Genomic DNA, 18,854 nt, shown 5'->3' with positions numbered 1-18,854 from the left:
GATCGTTAAATATGGCAAAGGATTTCATAGTTTAGCCAATGAGAAGGATTGTGAATCACATTTAGGTTCTAAAAACATGTATACACAGCAAAAAACTCGACTTTATATAGAGGTTTCGATAATGAAAATTTATGGATCAACTTTTCAATAACACTCCATTTAGCACTGATCTAGAATATATTTGCATCAGTAGACATCTCCTACAAAAATGCGTATAACGCTGTTTTCATCTCATCAGGTAACAATCGTGAAACTTATACTCGCCCCAATGGAAGGCTTAACCGACCCTATCATGCGTGACGTTCTCACACATGTCGGTAGCTTTGACTGGTGCGTGACTGAGTTTATCCGTGTAACGGATTCGGTCTTACCTGACCATGTTTACCATAGCTATTGTCCAGAACTAAACAATCAAGGCAAAACAGCTGCTGGCACACCAGTACATGTTCAGTTTTTAGGAAATAATCCTGAAATGCTCGCAGCCAATGCGGTACGCGCTGCTGAATTAGGTGCTCCTGTAATCGATATGAATTTTGGTTGTCCTGCTAAAACAGTAAACCGTCATAGAGGCGGTTCAGTACTTCTCGATGAGCCTGAGGTTGTACATGAGTTGGTCAAGGCTGTACGTGATGCAGTACCCAAACATATTCCTGTATCTGCAAAAATGCGTTTAGGTTATATGGACCGAAATTTTACCCTTGAAAATGCGCATGCCATTGAAGATGCTGGCGCAGCTTGGGTCACTGTCCATGCTCGGACCAAAGCTGATGGGTACACCCCTCCAGCATTTTGGGATCAGCTACAGCCGATTCGTGAAGCACTCAAGATCAATGTGATTGCCAATGGTGAAATCTGGACCAATGCTGATGCGAAGCAATGCCAACTTGAATCAGGTTGCCAAGATTTGATGATTGGTCGTGGTGCTGTGACTACACCAGATCTCACACAATGTATTCGTAAAAATACAGATGAACCACTTATCACTTGGTCTGAACTATTAAATTTACAAATTCGTTTTTTAAATGGTCCATATAAAAAAGAGCTGAACATGGTCGGCCGTTATAAACAATGGATTGGGATGATGTCTAAGCATTACCCCGAAGCCAAAGCCTTATGGGATGAAATCAAACGGTTGAAAAAAATTGATGAAGTGCTGGAGAAATTGAATCCTGCACATTTTTAAATTGCTTCATCAATCTCTAAAATTGCTTTAATTTCTTCAGGTTGAAATTCTTTTGATAATTCAGAAGTTGGATTCAATACCAATGTTGCCCCCTGAGTCATTTCAAAAAACTGCCGTGTATTTAAAGTGATATATTGGGCATCGACTCCAATATCATTTTGAATGGTTTCTAGCTCTATGAAGAATGGTATTGCTTGATCACCTTCGGGTGTTTCTAGAATACGGAATTGAATTTTTTTATGCTGATCTTGTGTTCCCAAACAATAAATATCCGATGCTAAAAGCAGATCGATAAAATCAGGGATCAATTCGTAGTTTTCTTGGGTGTTGATAAAGAGTTGTTGTAAATTTTGCATGTTGTTGATTGTCTATTTTTGGTGCCATTAATATAGCTTATTCACGGTAGATATGGAATTGATCTGAGTGCTCAATTGGATATCCTTAAGCCTCGAATTTCAAATTTAATAAAACAATGATTTTTCATAATTTTCATCTTAAAAAATTTTAAAGTTCACACTCATTCTTTTATTTACTATATATATTAAATTGACCAGAATTATTAATTGGATCACAATTCACTTCTAAACTAAATCTTTTATAATTATAGTTATTAACCATTATTTCATCTTTATTCCTGTTAAATTTATAGAAATTATCATAATTACCATCAAATCCAATTAAGCTCAAAATAGATTTAACATTATTCTTATCTAGATCTGAAATTTTATTACAATCATCAAACCTATATTCAATCGTTTTAACACCAAAACCATTTTCCTCAGGACCAATAATTAAAATAGAACTTCCAATTTCAAAAATCAAAGGATTCGCATTGTCATTAAAATTTACTTTTTTGTAGTCATTTTCACTTATGATTTTTTTATAAAATAAGCCATCAACCAAATTTTTAAATAAAACATTATCTATTCGTTTCCTATCTTGGTGTGCAACGCTATGGTATGGCGTAGACAAGCTTCTAGGCGTACAATCCGCATTAGCGCATGGGTCATTTACTCTGTTTTCACTTACCTCCATACTCTCAAAATGAATATCAGATTTATTCTTAGAAACATAAAATACAAGAGAAACAAAAAGTAGTACTAAAAATATTTTTTTCATTCCAACCTTTTTCCGTTATTGACTAATGTATTAATCACTAGCATTTACTTTTGGTACACCATTACTCTTATAAATATAAAAGGCAGTATAATTACTTGTTTGATCAGTATTAAACTCAAACCAAAAATCTGAAACTTTAATTCTATTTGTGACTAAGAATTCTCCATACTTATGTACTCTATTCTCAATATCTGTTATGTGCTGATGCAATAGTTTTTCATAAACGTTCGTTAAATCTTTTTCATTCAATCCTAAGATATTTGCAAAGATCATTGGAACTTCTGGATCCAAATTAATTTTCTTATATCTTCCAGCAACTTCATCATAATCATGACCTAAATAGATAACTATTTTACGTTGAGACTTAAGATTCTCTCCAGTTGAATATATTGTAGATGAGATTTCAGGTAGTTCATCATCACGACCAAAAAAGAATATCTTATTTATACCATATGAGTTTGGTTCAATTTCATAACGTTTCTTACTCAAGGGAGCATTTTCCTTATGCTCAAAGTATCCTGATTTTAAAATTTCATTTTTAATTTTATAAAAATCAATAGAAATAGCTTCCAATTTAAGCTGATTCACAGGGGCATTTTTACTAAAATCCACTTCTGGGGCGATTAGACGTTCACTATTATTTTTAAAAATATAATAATTTGTATGATCTTCAATACTCCTACCAAAACTATAGGATGTTATAAAAAAGCATATCAAAATTATTATTTTAAGTTTAATAATATAATGATTTTTCATAATTTTTATCTGTGATTTTTGTATAGTATACAGTATAAGCAAAACTATTGACTTGACCTTTCCCTACAAACCATTCAGGTTCAGATTCCAAGATAATATGTACACCATTAAAATTCTTTTCAGTAATCACCTTTCTGTACTGATCCCCACCTTGACATCGCCCTTTAGTTAAAAAATTTTCTATGAAGTTATCAAGACTACTTTTATCTAAAGCTGCTGAATTTATTAAAAAAATTTGATCATAAATTGATTGATAGATATTTTTATGGATATTTTCATCAAATGGAACGAAATTATCACTAGCATAATAATTTGTATTTGGACCTTGTCCTGTAGTTCGTACTTCTAATGTAGACATATGATGATAATTATCTTCAAAATTTTCATTGTGAACTATTCCATTATCAAAACCTTGAGTAGCAGATAATCGATCTATAACTTTTAACTTCAAATAATTTGAATTCATTCCCTTGTATTTGCTATATATTTTTTTAAAATTATAGTCCAAATACAAATCATGATTAACAACAAATAAATTAATATCTCTCGATATTTCCTTTACATCACTTTGAGTATCGCTTTTCTTAGTTTTGTTATTTATCTGGCATAGATGATCTAATGGCTCATTAGGAACACATGCAAATAGAAAAAAAGAGTATATAAAAATAGTTAAAATTTTCCTCATAACTCATTCAGCCTTATCAAAGGTATAAAATTTCTAGATAATTTTCAATACCATAGATATAGAAAACTAATATATTGATGTTTCATATTTTTTATCCGTTTTCTTTGTAAAATAAGCTGTAAAAAAAAGACTGGTTAATTTTTCATTTTTATTTCCTGATGCTTCTAAAATAATATGAATATCATTTACATTCCACTCTAGCACTTCTTCTTGTGACGAAGTGCTGCACTCGAGCCTTTTAATAAAAAGATTAATATTTTTATCTAAATCTTTATAATCTACTTTATTTCCATTGATCACATAAATTTGATCACCCAACATTTTAGCAATAGTATTGAAAATTTTATCATCGTAAGGTACATAATTCGTACTTTTAAAAAATATGTAATTTGTCTTAAAGTTTATATGTGTATCTAGATTAGACATATAATGCTTATTTTCTTCAACATTATTACCGACAGTACCATCTGCAAACCCTATTTCAGCAGGAAGTTTATCTAAAACCTTTAAAACCATGTAATTGCTATTTAATTTTTTATATCTGTTAATTATTTCTTTTTGATCATAATTTAAAAAAATTCTATTTTCATCTACAAAACTAGAAATATTTTTTCCAACTTTAATATCATAACTATTTCCAACATCTGAATTTTCACTATTTTTTAAACTATAATCATCCTTATTTGAGTCAAATGAGCAAGCTGATAGATTTATTAAAGCTATCACCAAAATGAAAGATTTCATAACACCACCATCTCTAATAACCTAATAAATAATTATACCTGATGTCTAAAATCATTAAGATTAATGTTTGAATATTGAAAAAAGTGATAATTCCAAATCTTTATACTCATTGTATTTTTTAGTTTTGCAATCGATATCTCTAATTTCGCCGCTAGCAACTTTAGCTGCAATAAATTTTTTATTAATTGTAGATACTTCATATACAACTTCATTCTCATCAAAAGAACCTGAATATATACCAGTTCGAGGATTAAATTTACCATCCTTAATATTGTTAATTAAATTACTTAAAACTTTGTCATAGATTAATTCAGAATCGGTATCACTTACTGCAGAAATCACATCTATAAGTGCACTTTTTATAAGTTTTCCTTTAAAAATTTGGGGATCAGATCTAACTTCAAAATTAATATATTTAACATAAGTGCCTGCTGAAATAATTAGAATTTTGCCTACTACATCGTAGTTATCATCAACAATATCGATATAACCTTGATTTTCATATACATCCATATTATTCAAGGAAGTGGATTTTTGAATTTTATTATAAAAATCAATAACATTTACTCCTAAGTTCTTTTCTATAGGACTCTCCATTGAACTTTCAAATGGTAAATATTTATTTATATCCAAACTAACATTAGGCTCAGGAGTAAGGCAAAATTTATTTATTACCTCATCATTTTTATCACCAGATGATATTACTTTTCCATCACAACCGATCGTAAATATTAAAAATAAGAATCCAATATATATTTTAATTTTCACCCATATCAACTTAAACACCTATATTTTAAAATAATTTCAACTAATTTACTGTATAAAACATATAACAATAAAATCAAAAATCACATTTCTTGGGGATCTCGTCACTTTGATAAATATTAAAATAAGTATTATTTTTTATTTGTTCTGTATTTAACTCAAACCAATAATCTTGTACTTTCACTCTTGTTGTCACTAAAAACCCACAATACTCATTCACATTTTTTTTTATATTCAAAATATGCTGGTTTATAAGTGAACCATATATTTCTTTCGCTTTTTTTTCATCAATCACGTTTAAAGCAGAAATAAAGCTTGTAGGAATAGTTGTATCAGTACTCATTTGTTTAAATTTTTCTCCATCATATCCAGCGCTCAACCCTAAACGAATACTTTCAAGTTGATTAAATTTTGAGCTCGTTGCATAGATTTCAGAAAAAAGGTCTGGTTTTTCATTGCCATTATTAAAAAAATATATTTTTTTTGTAGTTGAATTATACGATATAACTTCATAGCGCTTAATACTAGAGACTTTATCAGTATTAATATATCCTTTTTTTTCAAGAATATTTATTATCTTTCTAAAATCCACAGGCATCCCTTTTAAATTAAGCTGATTTACTGGTGCAAACCTTGAGTAATTTATTTCAGAAGATGATTCTAAATTTGATTTTTTTTCAAAAACATATATCCTTTCGTCCAACTTATTACTACTCTTTTCTACATTATTCCCAGAACTACACGATGAAATTAAAAAAGAAAATATTAAAAAATTAATTTTTAAAAAAATATTCATAACTACTATCCACCATTTATTAGTTCATGCTTTTATCTTGACGCATAATATCCCATTGCCATTTAAAAAAAGTAAATGGCTTTTTCCCGGTATGAAAAGGATTGTTATTGCCTAAACTATCTGTCATATAATCCATATAATTTTCAGTAAAACCACGATAAAAAGTATGTTTTGCCATACTTCCTTTTTGGAAAGTATGAGGTAATGAAAAAGAATGCCCAAGCTCGTGAGGATAAGAATGTGCATGATTCAAATTTGATTTAAAAACAATAACCATATCCCCCCAGACATGACCATCTAAAGTACAAACTCCTCCAGCAGCTGTCTGCTTTGTAGTCAAAAATACAAATGTCTTTTTACTATTTGAAGTCCCATTACCATTTTGATCAATTCCTCCATTGACTTGTATTGGACCATACTTATTATATAATTCTCGTAATGCTCGTGCAAAATTTGATGCTTGCGTATTGCTTGTTGAACCTTGAATAATATTTACCAAAGGATCTGTTTGATATTTTGTTAAGTCTAATATGGCTTCTCTTTTAATTTCCGCACGAATTAAAGCTTGATTAAATGCTATACGTTTTATTAGGTATTCATAAGCATCAACACGATCTGGTAAAACGGGTTTTCCACCTCTATATTCAGTAACTACTGGTATTAATATAATATCTGCATGCTTTATAATATCATTCTTATAAAGCATTAACTTTCCAACTTCAACCTTCACACTTCCCTTCTTTGCAAAAACCTTAATCTCTTCATGATTAGTTAACCAACCACCTTCACACTTAATTAAAATACTGCGAGCTAAATGATAAAATTGTTTTTTCCCATCAAAATCTAATACTTTCTTTTTAAATGCACTTTCTAAAGGAATATTTTTAGGAGATATCTGAATAAATTTATTTTGACATTGAAAAATTAACTCTGTCCCATCGTTGCTTAAAGGCTCAATTTCTTCTATATATAAATCTAATTTTACCCCATCTTTTGTCATTGTAGAGATATGAGGAATATTAGAACCATTAATATAAGAAAATAAACTCAACCATGCAGGAAAATATTCTTTCCCATAGGGTGCTATTGGATTCTTAACATCAGTTTTGTACTCATTTTTTAATTTTTCCACATCAATGCAAAATGGGCTTTTTGTATTACCCGCTTCTGCAACAAATTTATTAGCATAAAGATAATCATCTCTTAACCAATCAAATCCATAATTACCACTATAGTCTTGAGGTCTCCGAAAATGAACCGTAAACTTCCTTAAACACGTTGCACATGAAGCACCCGCTGTAGGACTTGCACCACCAACACCCATCTTAAATCGCCAAATTAATCAAATTTTTTATAAAAACGTTATGATGAAATTCTTTTCCCAATACATACTCTTTATATGATTGGATATCATTGGAATAATTTTCTTGAAGTGAACCCAATAAATCTTTTTGTTTTAAAAACTCTATTTTTTCTGGATAAATAATTGAAAGATTTTCTTGAAGATTGGAATGACTAAAACTCTGATTTAACTGGTCTATTGCTTTAAAAACAAATTTAAAATTATGTCCTAAAACTACACTTTTATAGCTTTCCAAAAGTGTATAAAAAGCATCTACATAGGACACTTGCTCCGCAATATTGTTATGCTGCATTTCATTTTGGAGCCAAAGATATTGCGGATCATTTGCATAATCTATTCCCAAATAAACATGGCTCTTCACCATATATTTGAGTGTATAAATTTGATTGATGCCTTTTTCAACATATAGATTGATCAGGCTTTGGACAGGTTCTAATAGCTGATCAAATTGCCCATTCAGTTTAAGGGCTGGGTTTTCTTTTATAATTTCATAGACAAGGTCATATAAAAATTCTTTATTTTGCTCAACATCTAATTCATATATTTTTTCTTGGCTGAGTATGAACATTATGCATTCTCCAATACCATTAATTGATTAGAATCTACATCCTGATAATTTCGAATTGAAATGATCCATTTTGTAATACCCTCAAAAAACTCATCTTCTTGTTGATCTGTCAGTATTTTATGAATTTTTTTAACAATTCTTGGATCAAACCATCTAAATAATTTTTGTGTACCATCAGGAAATTCTACTGTGAGATAGCGTTTCATTTTTTTAACAAACTGAGCCAAATCCAATGAACTGAATACCAGATTTAAAGCCTGTTCGTCTTTCCATGTTTGATGAATAAAGCTAAATCCATCTTCTTCGAGCGCCTCTAAATCATTGATTAAGACAAGTACAGGGGCAACTTCAAAAGGTGCATTGCCCTCCGTTGTACCTGAAAATAATGAATAAAACTCTAACCTTGCGTCATTTCGCCATGTATTGATAAAGTGCAAAGTTTGATCTGAAACTTGCGCCGCATCCAAGATTAAATACATGTTCAAATCATGTCGATCATCTTCGATACAACTTTTTATATTTTTAAATGGAACAATTTTTCTTTTCATTTTATTTATCAACAAATGCCATTCCAAACTTTGCTGCATCCAACAAACAAGGCTTACAGATATTTTCATAGAATGATGGAAGTGAATAATCGACTTTTGCTCCACCAATAAAACTATGTTGCCCTGCCTTCACTTCGAACTTAGCAGCCGTGGTCACAAATACACCTGAACCATTAATTTTTAATTGAGAGCCACCAGATGTGATAATAATTTCTTTGAGACTCTTGAGCTCAATCATCTCTTCAGTCGAAATGATTTGAATACCTTTACGTGCAATCAAATCCGCACCATCGCCTTGTGCTTGGATCTCAACCTTACCTTTCCCAGCAAAAAGTCTTGCACCTTCTTGTGCCGCAAAAAGACTGATCTTTGATTGTGCATGTGCAACTAAATTCTTTTGCGTACTCAGGTTGATACTGTCACCTGCGGTATAACTGATTTGTTTATCCGCAGAAAGATGTAAGTCTTCATTGCTTGCCAATGCGATTGAATTCGGTGCAGCTAAAATAATCAAAGCTTGTTTAAATGCATCCGCTTTGTCTTTTTCACCTTTTTCGATTTGATCAAGAAATTGCTTGAGATTTTCCAATACATCCAGTGGATCAGTTTGCTGATTCTTGGCAACTTCACTTAAAGCCTTAGAATTATTTAGGCTGCTTTCTAACTGACTTTTCGCGGCTGTTGCATCAAGGTGATTGCCTGAAGCTGAATCTTGGCTATAGGTACTCAGCAATAGGCCTTGCCCTGCACGTACTGCTCCCCATTGGTCTGTTCTTAGTTCAAAGCCTTCGCCTCGTCCTTCACTGGTATCCGTTTCTTTAGGATGACTCAGATTACCAAGGTTAAGTTGACTCGCACCGTGACTGCTTTGTAGCTGGCTGCTGATTTGATCAGTGGTATCATCAAATCTAAGTTGCCCATAGCCACTGCCTTTAACTTCTCGACTTTTGATCCCTGCCAGTTTTTTGGTATCAGGCAATTGGCCTTTGTCATCAAATTTCGTTGGACTTCGTTGCGCTTCATGAATACGCCCCACCACAAATGGTCGGTCAATATTGCCATCAAAGAAATCTATCACGACAATCTCACCAATCCTCGGCAAGAACCGCGCACCATAGCCTTCACCTGCCCACGGGGTCAGTACATCCACCCAAGCGGAATCGGTGTCGTTGTCATTGCTCCCTGCACCACCATCATGACTATGATCTTCATTACGGGTAAATAGGAAGCGAACTTTAATGCGCCCCCATTCATCGACATGAATTTCTTCTCCACTTGGCCCAACCACTTTGGCTCGTTGTGGATGGGTACTAGGACGGTGTTGTAGTGGGTGGTATTCAGGAACAGTGGTGATATTACGGCGTTGTAGTACCAATTGATTGGCTTGGCGTTCTGGGTTGTTTGAATCTGCTTTATTTTCGTTTACCCAATTGCTTTGTTGGAGCAAGCGATTGATTTGCTCGCTCAGGTCTTTGGGTAAGTTGTTCTGGTTATAGAATGTCTTTGACGTGATCAGAAATTCTTTGTCTGAGCCATTGTGTTGGTCTATTTCTGGGTGTTCGTTTAACTCAAACCAATACCCCACTTGCGCATCACGTACAGTAGAGTTGGCTATAAATTGTTTGGATTGAGCATCGTAATAATGGCTCAGGTTTTGGTTAATCTTTTCAATTTGATTGTTATTTGAAGCGGTTGCTTGATCTTCACCATTCAGGTCTTGAATCCATGCTGGACTAATATGCCAAGCCTGTTCTAAACCAAGACTGGCATTATTCTGGTTTTGACTGTGTTGGTGTTTGCTTTGGACACTGCCTGCACCCTCTTCTTGCTCTAACACATCTGCTTGCCAGCGTTGTACGTGGACAGCAGTGGGTTGTAAGCCACGTTGCCCGATAAAGCTGGTGATGCTGTCTTGTTGTTCTGTGGCACTGCTACGATGGAAGCGGATGCTTTTGCGTTCTAGCGCTTTGTATTCGTTATTATCATCCACCAAACGCAGTTTTTGTGGTTGAATTTGAGTCGCAGAACTAGGCACAATCAATTGCGCCTCATCAATCAACCAGTTGATCCCTTCACTGCGCATCAAGCGGCTTAAAAATGCATAGTCACTTTCGTTGCTCTGCATAATGAATGGTCGGATATCGTAATCTTTTTTCAGTCCACTTTTATCGAGGCTTAGACTCGATGCAAAGAGTGGGCTTTTATCTTGCCATTCTTTAAACAGCGTTTCTATCACTTGCACAACCGACTTGTTCATAAACACTCGGCTATTACGGCGTTTATGCCACAGTGAAGTGGCATCTTCGAGTTTGAGCTTATATAACGTCAGCGCGCCATCACTTTGCCCTTGTGCTGCTTCGGTAATCACCCCTGTACTACGAAACAGTTGCCCATGATCTGTGACTTGGTCAATGGCCACTTGGCTACCGATGAATTGTTTAAGCGGAATCGTTGCTGAAGTGGCAAGGCAAATCAGTTCCATAGACACACCTTGGTTTAGACCATGTTGTCCATCGATGCGTTGTAAGAAGACTTGGTTGTTTAAGTCTGTATTGCTAAATTGGATATGCAAAGCTCGTTTTTGTGCGTTTAGTCCAAGCTGATCCAATATTTTATAAATGCTATTTACTAAGCTGTTCATTTTAATAATTTATTCGTTTTAATTACCTCTATTATAAATTAATTCTAAAATTTTTCTATTAAAAAAAACAATTTCATTACTAAAAATACTTAAATTCAAATAGATTTTTTGATTAATTGTTGAAAAATTAAATAAATAATATCATTAAAAATGTAGTTTAAATATTCATATATTTCTAATAAATCAACATTATTCATTTCCATAAACACCTAAAATCAAGCTCAAAATAATCTTGTTTATATGCTTGATTTCAATTTTAATCTCAGCCTGCTTGTTATGTCTGATATGTATTCATATGCTGATCAACCCATGTTGTGTTTATATACATACGCCTCATTTAATTTATGTCTTTTATAGCAATGCCAACTTTACTACTGCTTTATGTTATAAAATAGCTACACATTTCATTCTTTTAGGAATTTTCCTATGAACGATGTTAACTCTCCCAAAAAACCGTTGTGGAAATCTAAAGCCGTGATTTTCGCAACAATCTTTAGCTGTTTATTCCTTGTATTCTTCTATATGGCTGTAACCAATGAACCAGATTATATGCCGAGTCAGCAAAATAAGCAGATAGCGACGCCTCAGACGGAGAATACCGATACAGCACCTCCACATGACACGCAGCAAATGTCGAATGATGAAATGAAAAACATGCCACACACCTCAGCTCAGCCAGAACATGCAAACTAAACAATCTATGATCAATGATTCACGTAATGCGCTTGTCGTAGAAGGTGGTGGTATGCGTGGGGCTTTTACCTGCGGTGTACTTGACGCTTTCCTACAACAAAATTTTAACCCTTTCGATCTTTTTGTTGGGGTGTCTTCTGGTTCAACAAACCTCGCCAATTACCTTGCTCGACAACAAGGTCGCAATATCGAACTCTATTTAGACCATTCACTTCGACCTGAATTTATTCGTTATGCTCGCTTTTTTAAAGGTGGGGATTTATTGGATATGCAGTGGATGTGGGATATTGTCGAGAAAGAGAATCCTCTAGATCAACAGGCCATATTTAGTCAAAATCCTGACTTTTATATGGTGTTGACTCATGCTCGTACAGGTTATCCTGAATATTTACGTGCTGGGAAAGACAATATTATCGATGGATTACGTGCTTCTAGTTCTATTCCCTATCTGACACGACAGGCTGTAGAAATTTTTGGAGAGCCTTATTTTGATGGCGGTGTCGCAGATGCCCTCCCTGTTCAATGGGCAGCGCAACAAGCAAATATTCAAAATCTCTTGGTGATTCGTACCCGTACACAAAATTACTTTAAAGCCAGCAGTAAAGCAGATCAATTCTTGGCAAAATATTTGCTTAATCAACATACTGGCTTTGCAGATAGTCTGAAAAACCGTTGTACTCGTTATAACCAAACTGTCGATTTTATCCGTCAAAATACGCAACAAAGCATTTTGGAAATCTGCCCGCCTGACAATAAAAAGTTAGCAGGCCGTTTATGTAAAGATAAACGCAAGTTGCAATATACCTATGAAGTTGGCTTAGAAAGCGGACAAAAAGCCATAGAAGACTGGAGTAACGCACACAAAGGCTAAAAGCGAAATTCCCAACAGACTAGTTTTTTAGATTGTATTGCGTGACATATCCTTCTTGTGGAAAAGCATCCTGAGTGATGCTTTCTACTTGTACAACTTGCCCTTTGACTAAACTGGTCAAAGGTGGCTGTTCAATCGTAATTCGCATACGTTGATTGACCAGTGATTGACATCCACTATCAGCTCTTCCATTCTTTTTAGCTTTTAATATTTTGATATACATCGTCAATTTACTTTTTTCAAACTCACCTTGTGGCCCATTGATTGCCATCGTCATGGTTGAAGTTTCTTCTAAGACTTTAACCGTTAAGAGACATTTATTGAGATAAGATGCCCAAGTCAAATTGGGTACAATAAGCCCCATCATCAAAAAAATACCGAGTATTGCACGTTTCATTTACTGATCCTTTTTCCAAAACTTCCATGACTTTTCAGGGCAAGTATAAAGCTTGTCAGAAACAGGGATTTGATCATTGGTTTTGAGATCAAATACTTGAAATTGGCATTGGTTATTTTGATATTTACCTAAAATTTCATAATCGTGTCCAGCCTGTGGTCTGAACGAAGCAACAGCATCCACACATTGATCAAAAACTTGTGCTTTTGTCCGAGATGAATCAGTCGCTCCAAATACAAAACCATATAAATTCACAGGTTGGTCGGCATTTAAAATAAACTCTTTATAAGAGATCAGTTGGTAAGTCCGCATAGCATTGCTTTCAGCTTCTTTCTGAATCGCACTACGAGGCATCCCTTCTTCGATATTAAAGGTAATTCTGGCATACGCTTTTAGCGCAGATAATGCACCATTTCCACTTAAGTAATCCCGTATCCCAGCTTTTCTTCCAGCACAATCAAATGAATGTTGAATTAAAGTTTTTGTCGCACCCTTTCGATAGACCCGAATCCGTGACTGTGTCGCTGGATCATAAGTTTTTGGCTTTGTTTCCACCTGTAACTCATAGGCTAACGGTTGTTGTTTATCTGTTTCGGCTTGTGCAAATACACTGAATTGAGATACTACTCCAAATAAAAATAAAACCTGAAACTTTACCCTACCGTGCTTATATAATCTTTTCATTTTATTTTTAAAATACTAAGTATGTCTTGAAAAGACTTTACACGATGATCGGCCTGTGTCGATGTTACTTTTTGTTGAGGGTCAAATAAGATCGTTTTCATGTCCAACGCTTTTGCACCGCAAATGTCTGCTACCTCATTGTCGCCAACAAAAATGCATTGCTGAGGAATAACACCGAGCTGCTGACATGCCAATTGGAAAATTTCTGGATGAGGCTTTCGCAGTCCAACAGCTTCTGACACAATCACACTCGAAAAATACTCACTTAAACCTAAGGCTTTGAAATTATCTTCCTGAAAAGGTGTCTTTCCATTAGAGATTAATCCAAGATAAAAATTTGCCTTAAACAAGCTATAAATAACCAGATCAACACCACTAAAGCATCGACAAAATTTATTAAAGTCTTGAATATAATTCTCTAATAGCGCTTGTGTCGAATAGCTGGATATTTGAAACTCTTGAATAAGTTGAGCATACACCTGATCTTTCCATACAGAACCATTATTATCCAACTCAATAAAACGCTGAATAAATTGTGGTTTCTGTTGAATCGCAACCAGCTCGAAGAAATTTACCTGCCAATTTAAAAAAGCCTTTAGGGAGGAGGTGCGATCAAGTAAGGTTTGATCTAAATCAAAAAGTATAACTTGAATCATCTCACCATCCTCTAAATCGAAAAGACTTGCTAAAGGATCAATAGATTATAATCATTGATTATCTATTCAATCCGATCTATCCATTGAATGCTTGTAGTGTTTCTAGGGTAATCCCTGCACCACCACATACAATAACCAAGACCTGATCAGCGGGTTTAAATTGAATCGTCTGATCATAAAGTACCGACAACGTTGCGCCACATGCTGGCTCAACCAAAATACGATGATCATCCACAAATTTTAAACAAGCATCTACAGTGTCTTGATCTGAAACAACCAAACTACGAACTTCAAGTTCTTGGCTCACTTCAAATGCATTTTGACAAACTTTTTTTGCTGCAAGTGTTGTTGCTATACCACTCACTTGATCCAATTCAACATGTTGCTTAGCGACAATCGAAGCATGTAAGGATGCTGTACCTTGGGTTTCAACCGCATAAATTGGAATATGGGCTAAACTATGTTTCTTTAATCCTGCTGCAACACCTGAAAGTAAACTTCCGCCACCCACAGATAAGACCACCGCATCTGGAGTAACGCCATCTGCAATGACTTCATCAATCATCGGGATAATGCCTTCCCATAACAATGGATGATCAAAAGGATGAATAAATACATCATGCTGTGTTAATAAGGACTGCGCTAAAGCATTGGCTTCGGTCCATGAAGCGCCATGTACAATAACCTCTGCACCTTGCTGGGCAATTAATTCTCTCGCACGTTGTGCTGTGGTTTCTGGAACCACGACGGTCACCGGAACACCCAGTTGTCGACCTGTATAAGCAACAGCTAAGCCTGCATTGCCACCCGATGAACTGATAAAACGCTGAGCACCCTGCTCAAAATATTTTTGACAGGCATGGCTAATGCCTCGTTGTTTAAATGACGCCGACGGTTGTAATGCTTCCATTTTTAACCACACCTGACATTGATTCAGTTGGCTTAAAACTAAAGATTGAATTAACGGGGTTTTTATACTGAGCATAGGTAAATCGATTCTCTTGGTTTATTTCAATTCAGTCATTTTTTAAACTTAACCCCATATCGATATGTGGGATCTCACAATCTAAATATTCTTCACCTTGTACCTGAAAGCCTAAATTTTCATAGAAGCGTGTTGCATAGACTTGAGCGGATAATTGAAGAAATGCTCTATTTTGCTGTTTTGCCACTTGAATAATCTGTTGTATGAGCAGTTTACCAATCCCCTCACCTCGATATTGTTGCAACACAGCAACTCGACCAATACTGTTATTTTCCAATAACCGCGCTGTCGCAATGGGTTGATCTTGAGCATATACAACAAAATGTAATGAAATGGCATCCTGCTCATCCCATTCATCTGCTTCACTGATGTTTTGTTCTTCGATAAAAACCATGCTTCGAATCAGTTTTGCATCATGTTGAAGCTGACTCCACGGCCCAGATTGAATGACAAATTGGCTCATTATTTAAATCCTAATGGTTGAGAAATTGATCCTTCATTCTTGCAATTATGCTAATGTAATGCACAGTGACAATACGCTCACTTCCACCAACTTAACTAAACTTGTAGAATAATTATGTTTCTAAATCATAAATTTAAAGTATTTATTTATAGCGCAATTTTACTGACGACTCAAAGTATTTATGCAAAAACATCCGAGCTAGATCGTGTGAATATTATCACAAAAAGCATGATTGGATTATTTTCTCAAGACCCAAATCAAGATCAGCTTAATTTAAAAATGAGTGCCGCAATTGCAGGTATCTCAGAAGCTGAAGCTAAAAAAAACCGCGATGAAAGTGGCGAAAAACAAGCCACTGCATCTGAAAAGATGAAGGAAATACTTAAAGAACAATTTAATGCCAACGATTTTAAAATTGTTGCGCCAGCATTTGAACGCCAAATGAAAGCTCAAAGTGCTGCATATCAGAGCTGTAAACAGGATGGTAAAATTATTGAAAATAGTCAAAGTTTTCAAGTACCGTTAACCTGCAAAGTCCCTGTGCTTAATTTAGACAATGTTCAAATGCCTGAACGTGGTAACAAAGAAAGTGATGCGCAATTTGCAGCTAAAGCAACAGACTTTTTTACAGAACTACTGATTAAAGCCCCAACAGAAACATTAAAAACCAGTATCTTGATTCATAAAATGGGTGAACAATTGATTCCAGAAATGGATGATCCGCAATATTTTCCAGATACGATCTCTCAAAAAACCACGGGCTCAAGCGAAGCTGAGCTTGATGAAATGAATCAGCAATAAAATAATTTATCTAAATGGTACCAAGAGAGAAAGCAGTTAAACCTGCGTTCTCTCCTCACAACGCGCTAGCACTTAGCGCCAATGTCTTGCTGGTCCCACTGATCATTCAATAATAATTCTAAGGATTGTTTTTGAATCCCATACATCTCTTTTAAAGCACGAATTTGATCTAAGACTGTTTGATCAGGTGCAGTGAAATCTTTACGCTTGGTTGCCAAAATCATTTTGTTTTTACTGGTATGTTCTAATGCCACAAATTCAAAGACTTTGGTTTCATAGCCATACGCTTTCAGCAACAGAGCTCGAATGGTATCTGTCAGCATTTCAGCTTGTTGTCCTGCATGAATACCGAATTGCAACATCGGTTGTAACACTTGTGGACTATTCAATTGTGGGCGTAATTCCTTATGGCAACAAGGTGCACACATAATCATTTGAGCGTTTAAACGGATACCTGTATGTATCGCAAAATCTGTTGCAACATCACACGCATGTAAGGCGATCATAATATCCAAATGAGATGGATGATACGTTCTCACATCACCTTGGAAAAAATCCAATTGATTAAAATCAGACTTTTGCGCAACCTCTTGGCAAAATTTCACCATTTTGTCATTCAGCTCAACACCTGTTACAAATGGGGTTTGATGTTGTTTTGCCAAATAATCATATAAAGCAAACGTTAAATAGCCTTTTCCTGAACCAAAATCGACAATTTTTAAAGCCTGCTCTTTGGTTTTTCCATCATGCACTAAAGTCTCTGACTGTTGAATATGCACTAAAGCACCTGAAAAGATTTCAACAAATTTGTTAATCTGCTTCCACTTACGTGCCATGCTTGGAATAATTTGTGCATTGGCATCGGTAATGCCGAGCGGTTGGAGAAAATAGCTTTCTTGGTCGACAAAACGATGTTTTGTACGATCATGCCCTTGTTGTTGGTTTTTAGCGGTTTTATCCAGCTTATTTTTACTGATGGTCAGCAAGGCTTTCTTTTTATTTTTCTTCAGCTGCGTTTCAACCTCATCGGTAAATAAATTGGCTTGTTTACAATCCTCAGCCAGCCCCTGAATTGTCGTTAACGCATGGGGAAGTGGATAGTTTTTAGTAATATCATTGGTTTTATAACGATATAGACAGCTTAGAACCGTTTCATTCTGTAGCTGAATGACGCGAAAGGTCATTTTCTCTAAATCAACCAATTCTCCTTTATACTGACTTAAAATCAAACGATCTAAGCTTTGATTATCAATAGCTTGCTGTACGCTATCAAAAAATTGTTGTTCCTGAACAGATAAGCTTGCCACATTGGACATAATCAAAACTCGTATTAATTAAGTTACCTATTTTAAGACGTCTTACTTTAAAGGTAAAACTCCATTACTATACAATTGTATTTTTAGGATAATAAGGTCCAATGTCGACAGATAAATTGATTCACATCTATGCACCACAAGAAGAACGTATTAATGCATTGAGTCATGCATTTGGTGCGATTTTGGCTGCGATAGCGACTGTTTTGATGCTGATTAAAGGCAACTATCTACATGGATGGCAATTTTTTGGATTGCTTGTCTATGGTCTAAGTATGATTCTACTGTTTTCCAGTTCAGCGATTTATCATTTTTCTGTCGACGAAAAAAAACGCCAGTGGTATAAAAAGCTGGATCATACCGCGATTTATTATTTAATTGCGGGAACCTATACGCCCTTTTTGGCAATTGCCATCCCAACAGCAAAAGCACATTATTTATTGATTGCACTTTGGGTCATCGCAGCCATTGGAACACTATTCAAGTTAATATTCATTCATCGTTTTGAAAAAATTTCACTGATTGCTTATTTGGTCATGGGTTGGCTTGCCGTGCTTGTAATGGATGATATGCAACAGTATTTAAAACCAGAAGCATTAAAATTATTGGTCATTGGTGGTTTAGCATATACAATAGGCGCATTGTTTTATGCCTTAAAAAGAGTAAGATACACTCATGCTATTTGGCATATATTTGTTTTGGTCGGTGCAGGATCACATTTCCTTGCAATCTATCTTTACGTCATTTAATTCATAGACACTCAAAATTCAGTGACCCTGATGGAGTGAATTTGGGTTGATCTCGTTGTTTTTTTAAGAAATTA

The 18,854-nt window shown here is 34.8% G+C and carries 22 protein-coding genes; 5 read left to right on the top strand and 17 right to left on the bottom strand.

The annotated features are described in order from the left end of the window. Nucleotides 1–247: 247 nt before the first annotated feature. A complete protein-coding gene (locus AC4CVF_RS00190) occupies nucleotides 248–1,183 on the top strand; it encodes a tRNA dihydrouridine synthase (RefSeq protein WP_419360653.1) in 936 nt (311 codons plus the stop codon). Here the strand turns inward: AC4CVF_RS00190 and AC4CVF_RS00185 are convergent. From AC4CVF_RS00185 to AC4CVF_RS00135, 11 genes are all read right to left on the bottom strand, one after another. After that, nucleotides 1,180–1,539 carry an SseB family protein gene (locus tag AC4CVF_RS00185; RefSeq protein ID WP_224964275.1) on the bottom strand — a complete coding sequence of 120 codons (360 nt, stop codon included), beginning with the start codon at nucleotides 1,537–1,539 and terminating at the stop codon, nucleotides 1,180–1,182. The genes AC4CVF_RS00190 and AC4CVF_RS00185 overlap by 4 nt on opposite strands. A gap of 169 nt (nucleotides 1,540–1,708) precedes the next feature. Further along, a complete protein-coding gene (locus AC4CVF_RS00180; protein ID WP_419819999.1) occupies nucleotides 1,709–2,302 on the bottom strand; it encodes a hypothetical protein in 594 nt (197 codons plus the stop codon). A 30-nt stretch (nucleotides 2,303–2,332) separates the two neighbouring features. After that, nucleotides 2,333–3,058, bottom strand: a complete 726-nt coding sequence (locus AC4CVF_RS00175) for a hypothetical protein (protein WP_490788737.1) — start codon at nucleotides 3,056–3,058, stop codon at nucleotides 2,333–2,335. After that, nucleotides 3,036–3,743: a hypothetical protein gene (locus tag AC4CVF_RS00170; RefSeq protein ID WP_490788736.1), complete on the bottom strand. Its 708-nt coding sequence runs from the start codon at nucleotides 3,741–3,743 to the stop codon at nucleotides 3,036–3,038. Before AC4CVF_RS00170 ends, AC4CVF_RS00175 begins: the two co-directional genes overlap by 23 nt. Nucleotides 3,744–3,809: 66 nt before the next feature. Beyond that, nucleotides 3,810–4,487, bottom strand: a complete 678-nt coding sequence (locus tag AC4CVF_RS00165; protein WP_490788735.1) for a hypothetical protein — start codon at nucleotides 4,485–4,487, stop codon at nucleotides 3,810–3,812. Between the two features lie 60 nt (nucleotides 4,488–4,547). After that, nucleotides 4,548–5,255 (bottom strand): hypothetical protein, encoded by a 708-nt coding sequence (locus tag AC4CVF_RS00160; RefSeq protein WP_227515126.1) that lies wholly within the window; start codon nucleotides 5,253–5,255, stop codon nucleotides 4,548–4,550. A gap of 73 nt (nucleotides 5,256–5,328) precedes the next feature. Further along, nucleotides 5,329–6,048: a hypothetical protein gene (locus tag AC4CVF_RS00155; protein WP_056513911.1), complete on the bottom strand. Its 720-nt coding sequence runs from the start codon at nucleotides 6,046–6,048 to the stop codon at nucleotides 5,329–5,331. A 19-nt stretch (nucleotides 6,049–6,067) separates the two neighbouring features. Next, nucleotides 6,068–7,372 carry a hypothetical protein gene (locus AC4CVF_RS00150; protein WP_490788734.1) on the bottom strand — a complete coding sequence of 435 codons (1,305 nt, stop codon included), beginning with the start codon at nucleotides 7,370–7,372 and terminating at the stop codon, nucleotides 6,068–6,070. A 1-nt stretch (nucleotide 7,373) separates the two neighbouring features. Further along, nucleotides 7,374–7,979 carry a hypothetical protein gene (locus tag AC4CVF_RS00145; protein ID WP_490788733.1) on the bottom strand — a complete coding sequence of 202 codons (606 nt, stop codon included), beginning with the start codon at nucleotides 7,977–7,979 and terminating at the stop codon, nucleotides 7,374–7,376. After that, nucleotides 7,979–8,527, bottom strand: a complete 549-nt coding sequence (locus AC4CVF_RS00140; protein WP_483770639.1) for a DUF4123 domain-containing protein — start codon at nucleotides 8,525–8,527, stop codon at nucleotides 7,979–7,981. The genes AC4CVF_RS00145 and AC4CVF_RS00140 overlap by 1 nt, the downstream gene beginning before the upstream one ends. A gap of 1 nt (nucleotide 8,528) precedes the next feature. Beyond that, nucleotides 8,529–11,168: a type VI secretion system Vgr family protein gene (locus tag AC4CVF_RS00135; protein WP_490788732.1), complete on the bottom strand. Its 2,640-nt coding sequence runs from the start codon at nucleotides 11,166–11,168 to the stop codon at nucleotides 8,529–8,531. 426 nt (nucleotides 11,169–11,594) lie between these two features. Between AC4CVF_RS00135 and AC4CVF_RS00130 the strand changes: the two genes are divergently transcribed. Together AC4CVF_RS00130 and AC4CVF_RS00125 are read left to right on the top strand one after the other, a co-directional pair. Further along, nucleotides 11,595–11,861: a hypothetical protein gene (locus AC4CVF_RS00130; protein ID WP_490788731.1), complete on the top strand. Its 267-nt coding sequence runs from the start codon at nucleotides 11,595–11,597 to the stop codon at nucleotides 11,859–11,861. A gap of 7 nt (nucleotides 11,862–11,868) precedes the next feature. Continuing rightward, nucleotides 11,869–12,732, top strand: coding sequence for a patatin-like phospholipase family protein (locus AC4CVF_RS00125; protein WP_419328407.1), 864 nt, complete (start codon nucleotides 11,869–11,871; stop codon nucleotides 12,730–12,732). A gap of 19 nt (nucleotides 12,733–12,751) precedes the next feature. On the opposite strand, the gene AC4CVF_RS00120 is transcribed toward AC4CVF_RS00125, so the two are convergent. From AC4CVF_RS00120 to AC4CVF_RS00100, 5 genes are all read right to left on the bottom strand, one after another. After that, nucleotides 12,752–13,129, bottom strand: a complete 378-nt coding sequence (locus tag AC4CVF_RS00120; protein ID WP_419328363.1) for a hypothetical protein — start codon at nucleotides 13,127–13,129, stop codon at nucleotides 12,752–12,754. Further along, nucleotides 13,130–13,813 carry a hypothetical protein gene (locus tag AC4CVF_RS00115; RefSeq protein WP_490788730.1) on the bottom strand — a complete coding sequence of 228 codons (684 nt, stop codon included), beginning with the start codon at nucleotides 13,811–13,813 and terminating at the stop codon, nucleotides 13,130–13,132. Beyond that, nucleotides 13,810–14,469 carry an HAD family hydrolase gene (locus AC4CVF_RS00110; RefSeq protein WP_490788729.1) on the bottom strand — a complete coding sequence of 220 codons (660 nt, stop codon included), beginning with the start codon at nucleotides 14,467–14,469 and terminating at the stop codon, nucleotides 13,810–13,812. Before AC4CVF_RS00110 ends, AC4CVF_RS00115 begins: the two co-directional genes overlap by 4 nt. A 76-nt stretch (nucleotides 14,470–14,545) precedes the next feature. Next, nucleotides 14,546–15,454, bottom strand: a complete 909-nt coding sequence (locus tag AC4CVF_RS00105) for a pyridoxal-phosphate dependent enzyme (protein ID WP_490788728.1) — start codon at nucleotides 15,452–15,454, stop codon at nucleotides 14,546–14,548. 31 nt (nucleotides 15,455–15,485) lie between these two features. Continuing rightward, entirely contained in the window at nucleotides 15,486–15,917 is a 432-nt protein-coding gene (locus AC4CVF_RS00100; protein ID WP_490788727.1) for a GNAT family N-acetyltransferase, read from the bottom strand. A 114-nt stretch (nucleotides 15,918–16,031) separates the two neighbouring features. Between AC4CVF_RS00100 and AC4CVF_RS00095 the strand changes: the two genes are divergently transcribed. Continuing rightward, nucleotides 16,032–16,718: a hypothetical protein gene (locus AC4CVF_RS00095; RefSeq protein ID WP_419328359.1), complete on the top strand. Its 687-nt coding sequence runs from the start codon at nucleotides 16,032–16,034 to the stop codon at nucleotides 16,716–16,718. A 65-nt stretch (nucleotides 16,719–16,783) separates the two neighbouring features. Here the strand turns inward: AC4CVF_RS00095 and AC4CVF_RS00090 are convergent, their stop codons facing one another. Then, nucleotides 16,784–18,034 (bottom strand): class I SAM-dependent methyltransferase, encoded by a 1,251-nt coding sequence (locus AC4CVF_RS00090; RefSeq protein ID WP_419328357.1) that lies wholly within the window; start codon nucleotides 18,032–18,034, stop codon nucleotides 16,784–16,786. Between the two features lie 101 nt (nucleotides 18,035–18,135). On the opposite strand from AC4CVF_RS00090, the gene trhA reads away from it, so the two are divergent. Then, nucleotides 18,136–18,780, top strand: a complete 645-nt coding sequence (gene trhA, locus AC4CVF_RS00085; protein ID WP_151957606.1) for a PAQR family membrane homeostasis protein TrhA — start codon at nucleotides 18,136–18,138, stop codon at nucleotides 18,778–18,780. Nucleotides 18,781–18,854: the final 74 nt, after the last annotated feature.

This window comes from Acinetobacter sp. LipI_19 (genome assembly GCF_058242925.1).
Note: the sequence above shows the minus strand (reverse complement) of the source record. Positions and strands in the feature narration are given on the sequence as shown.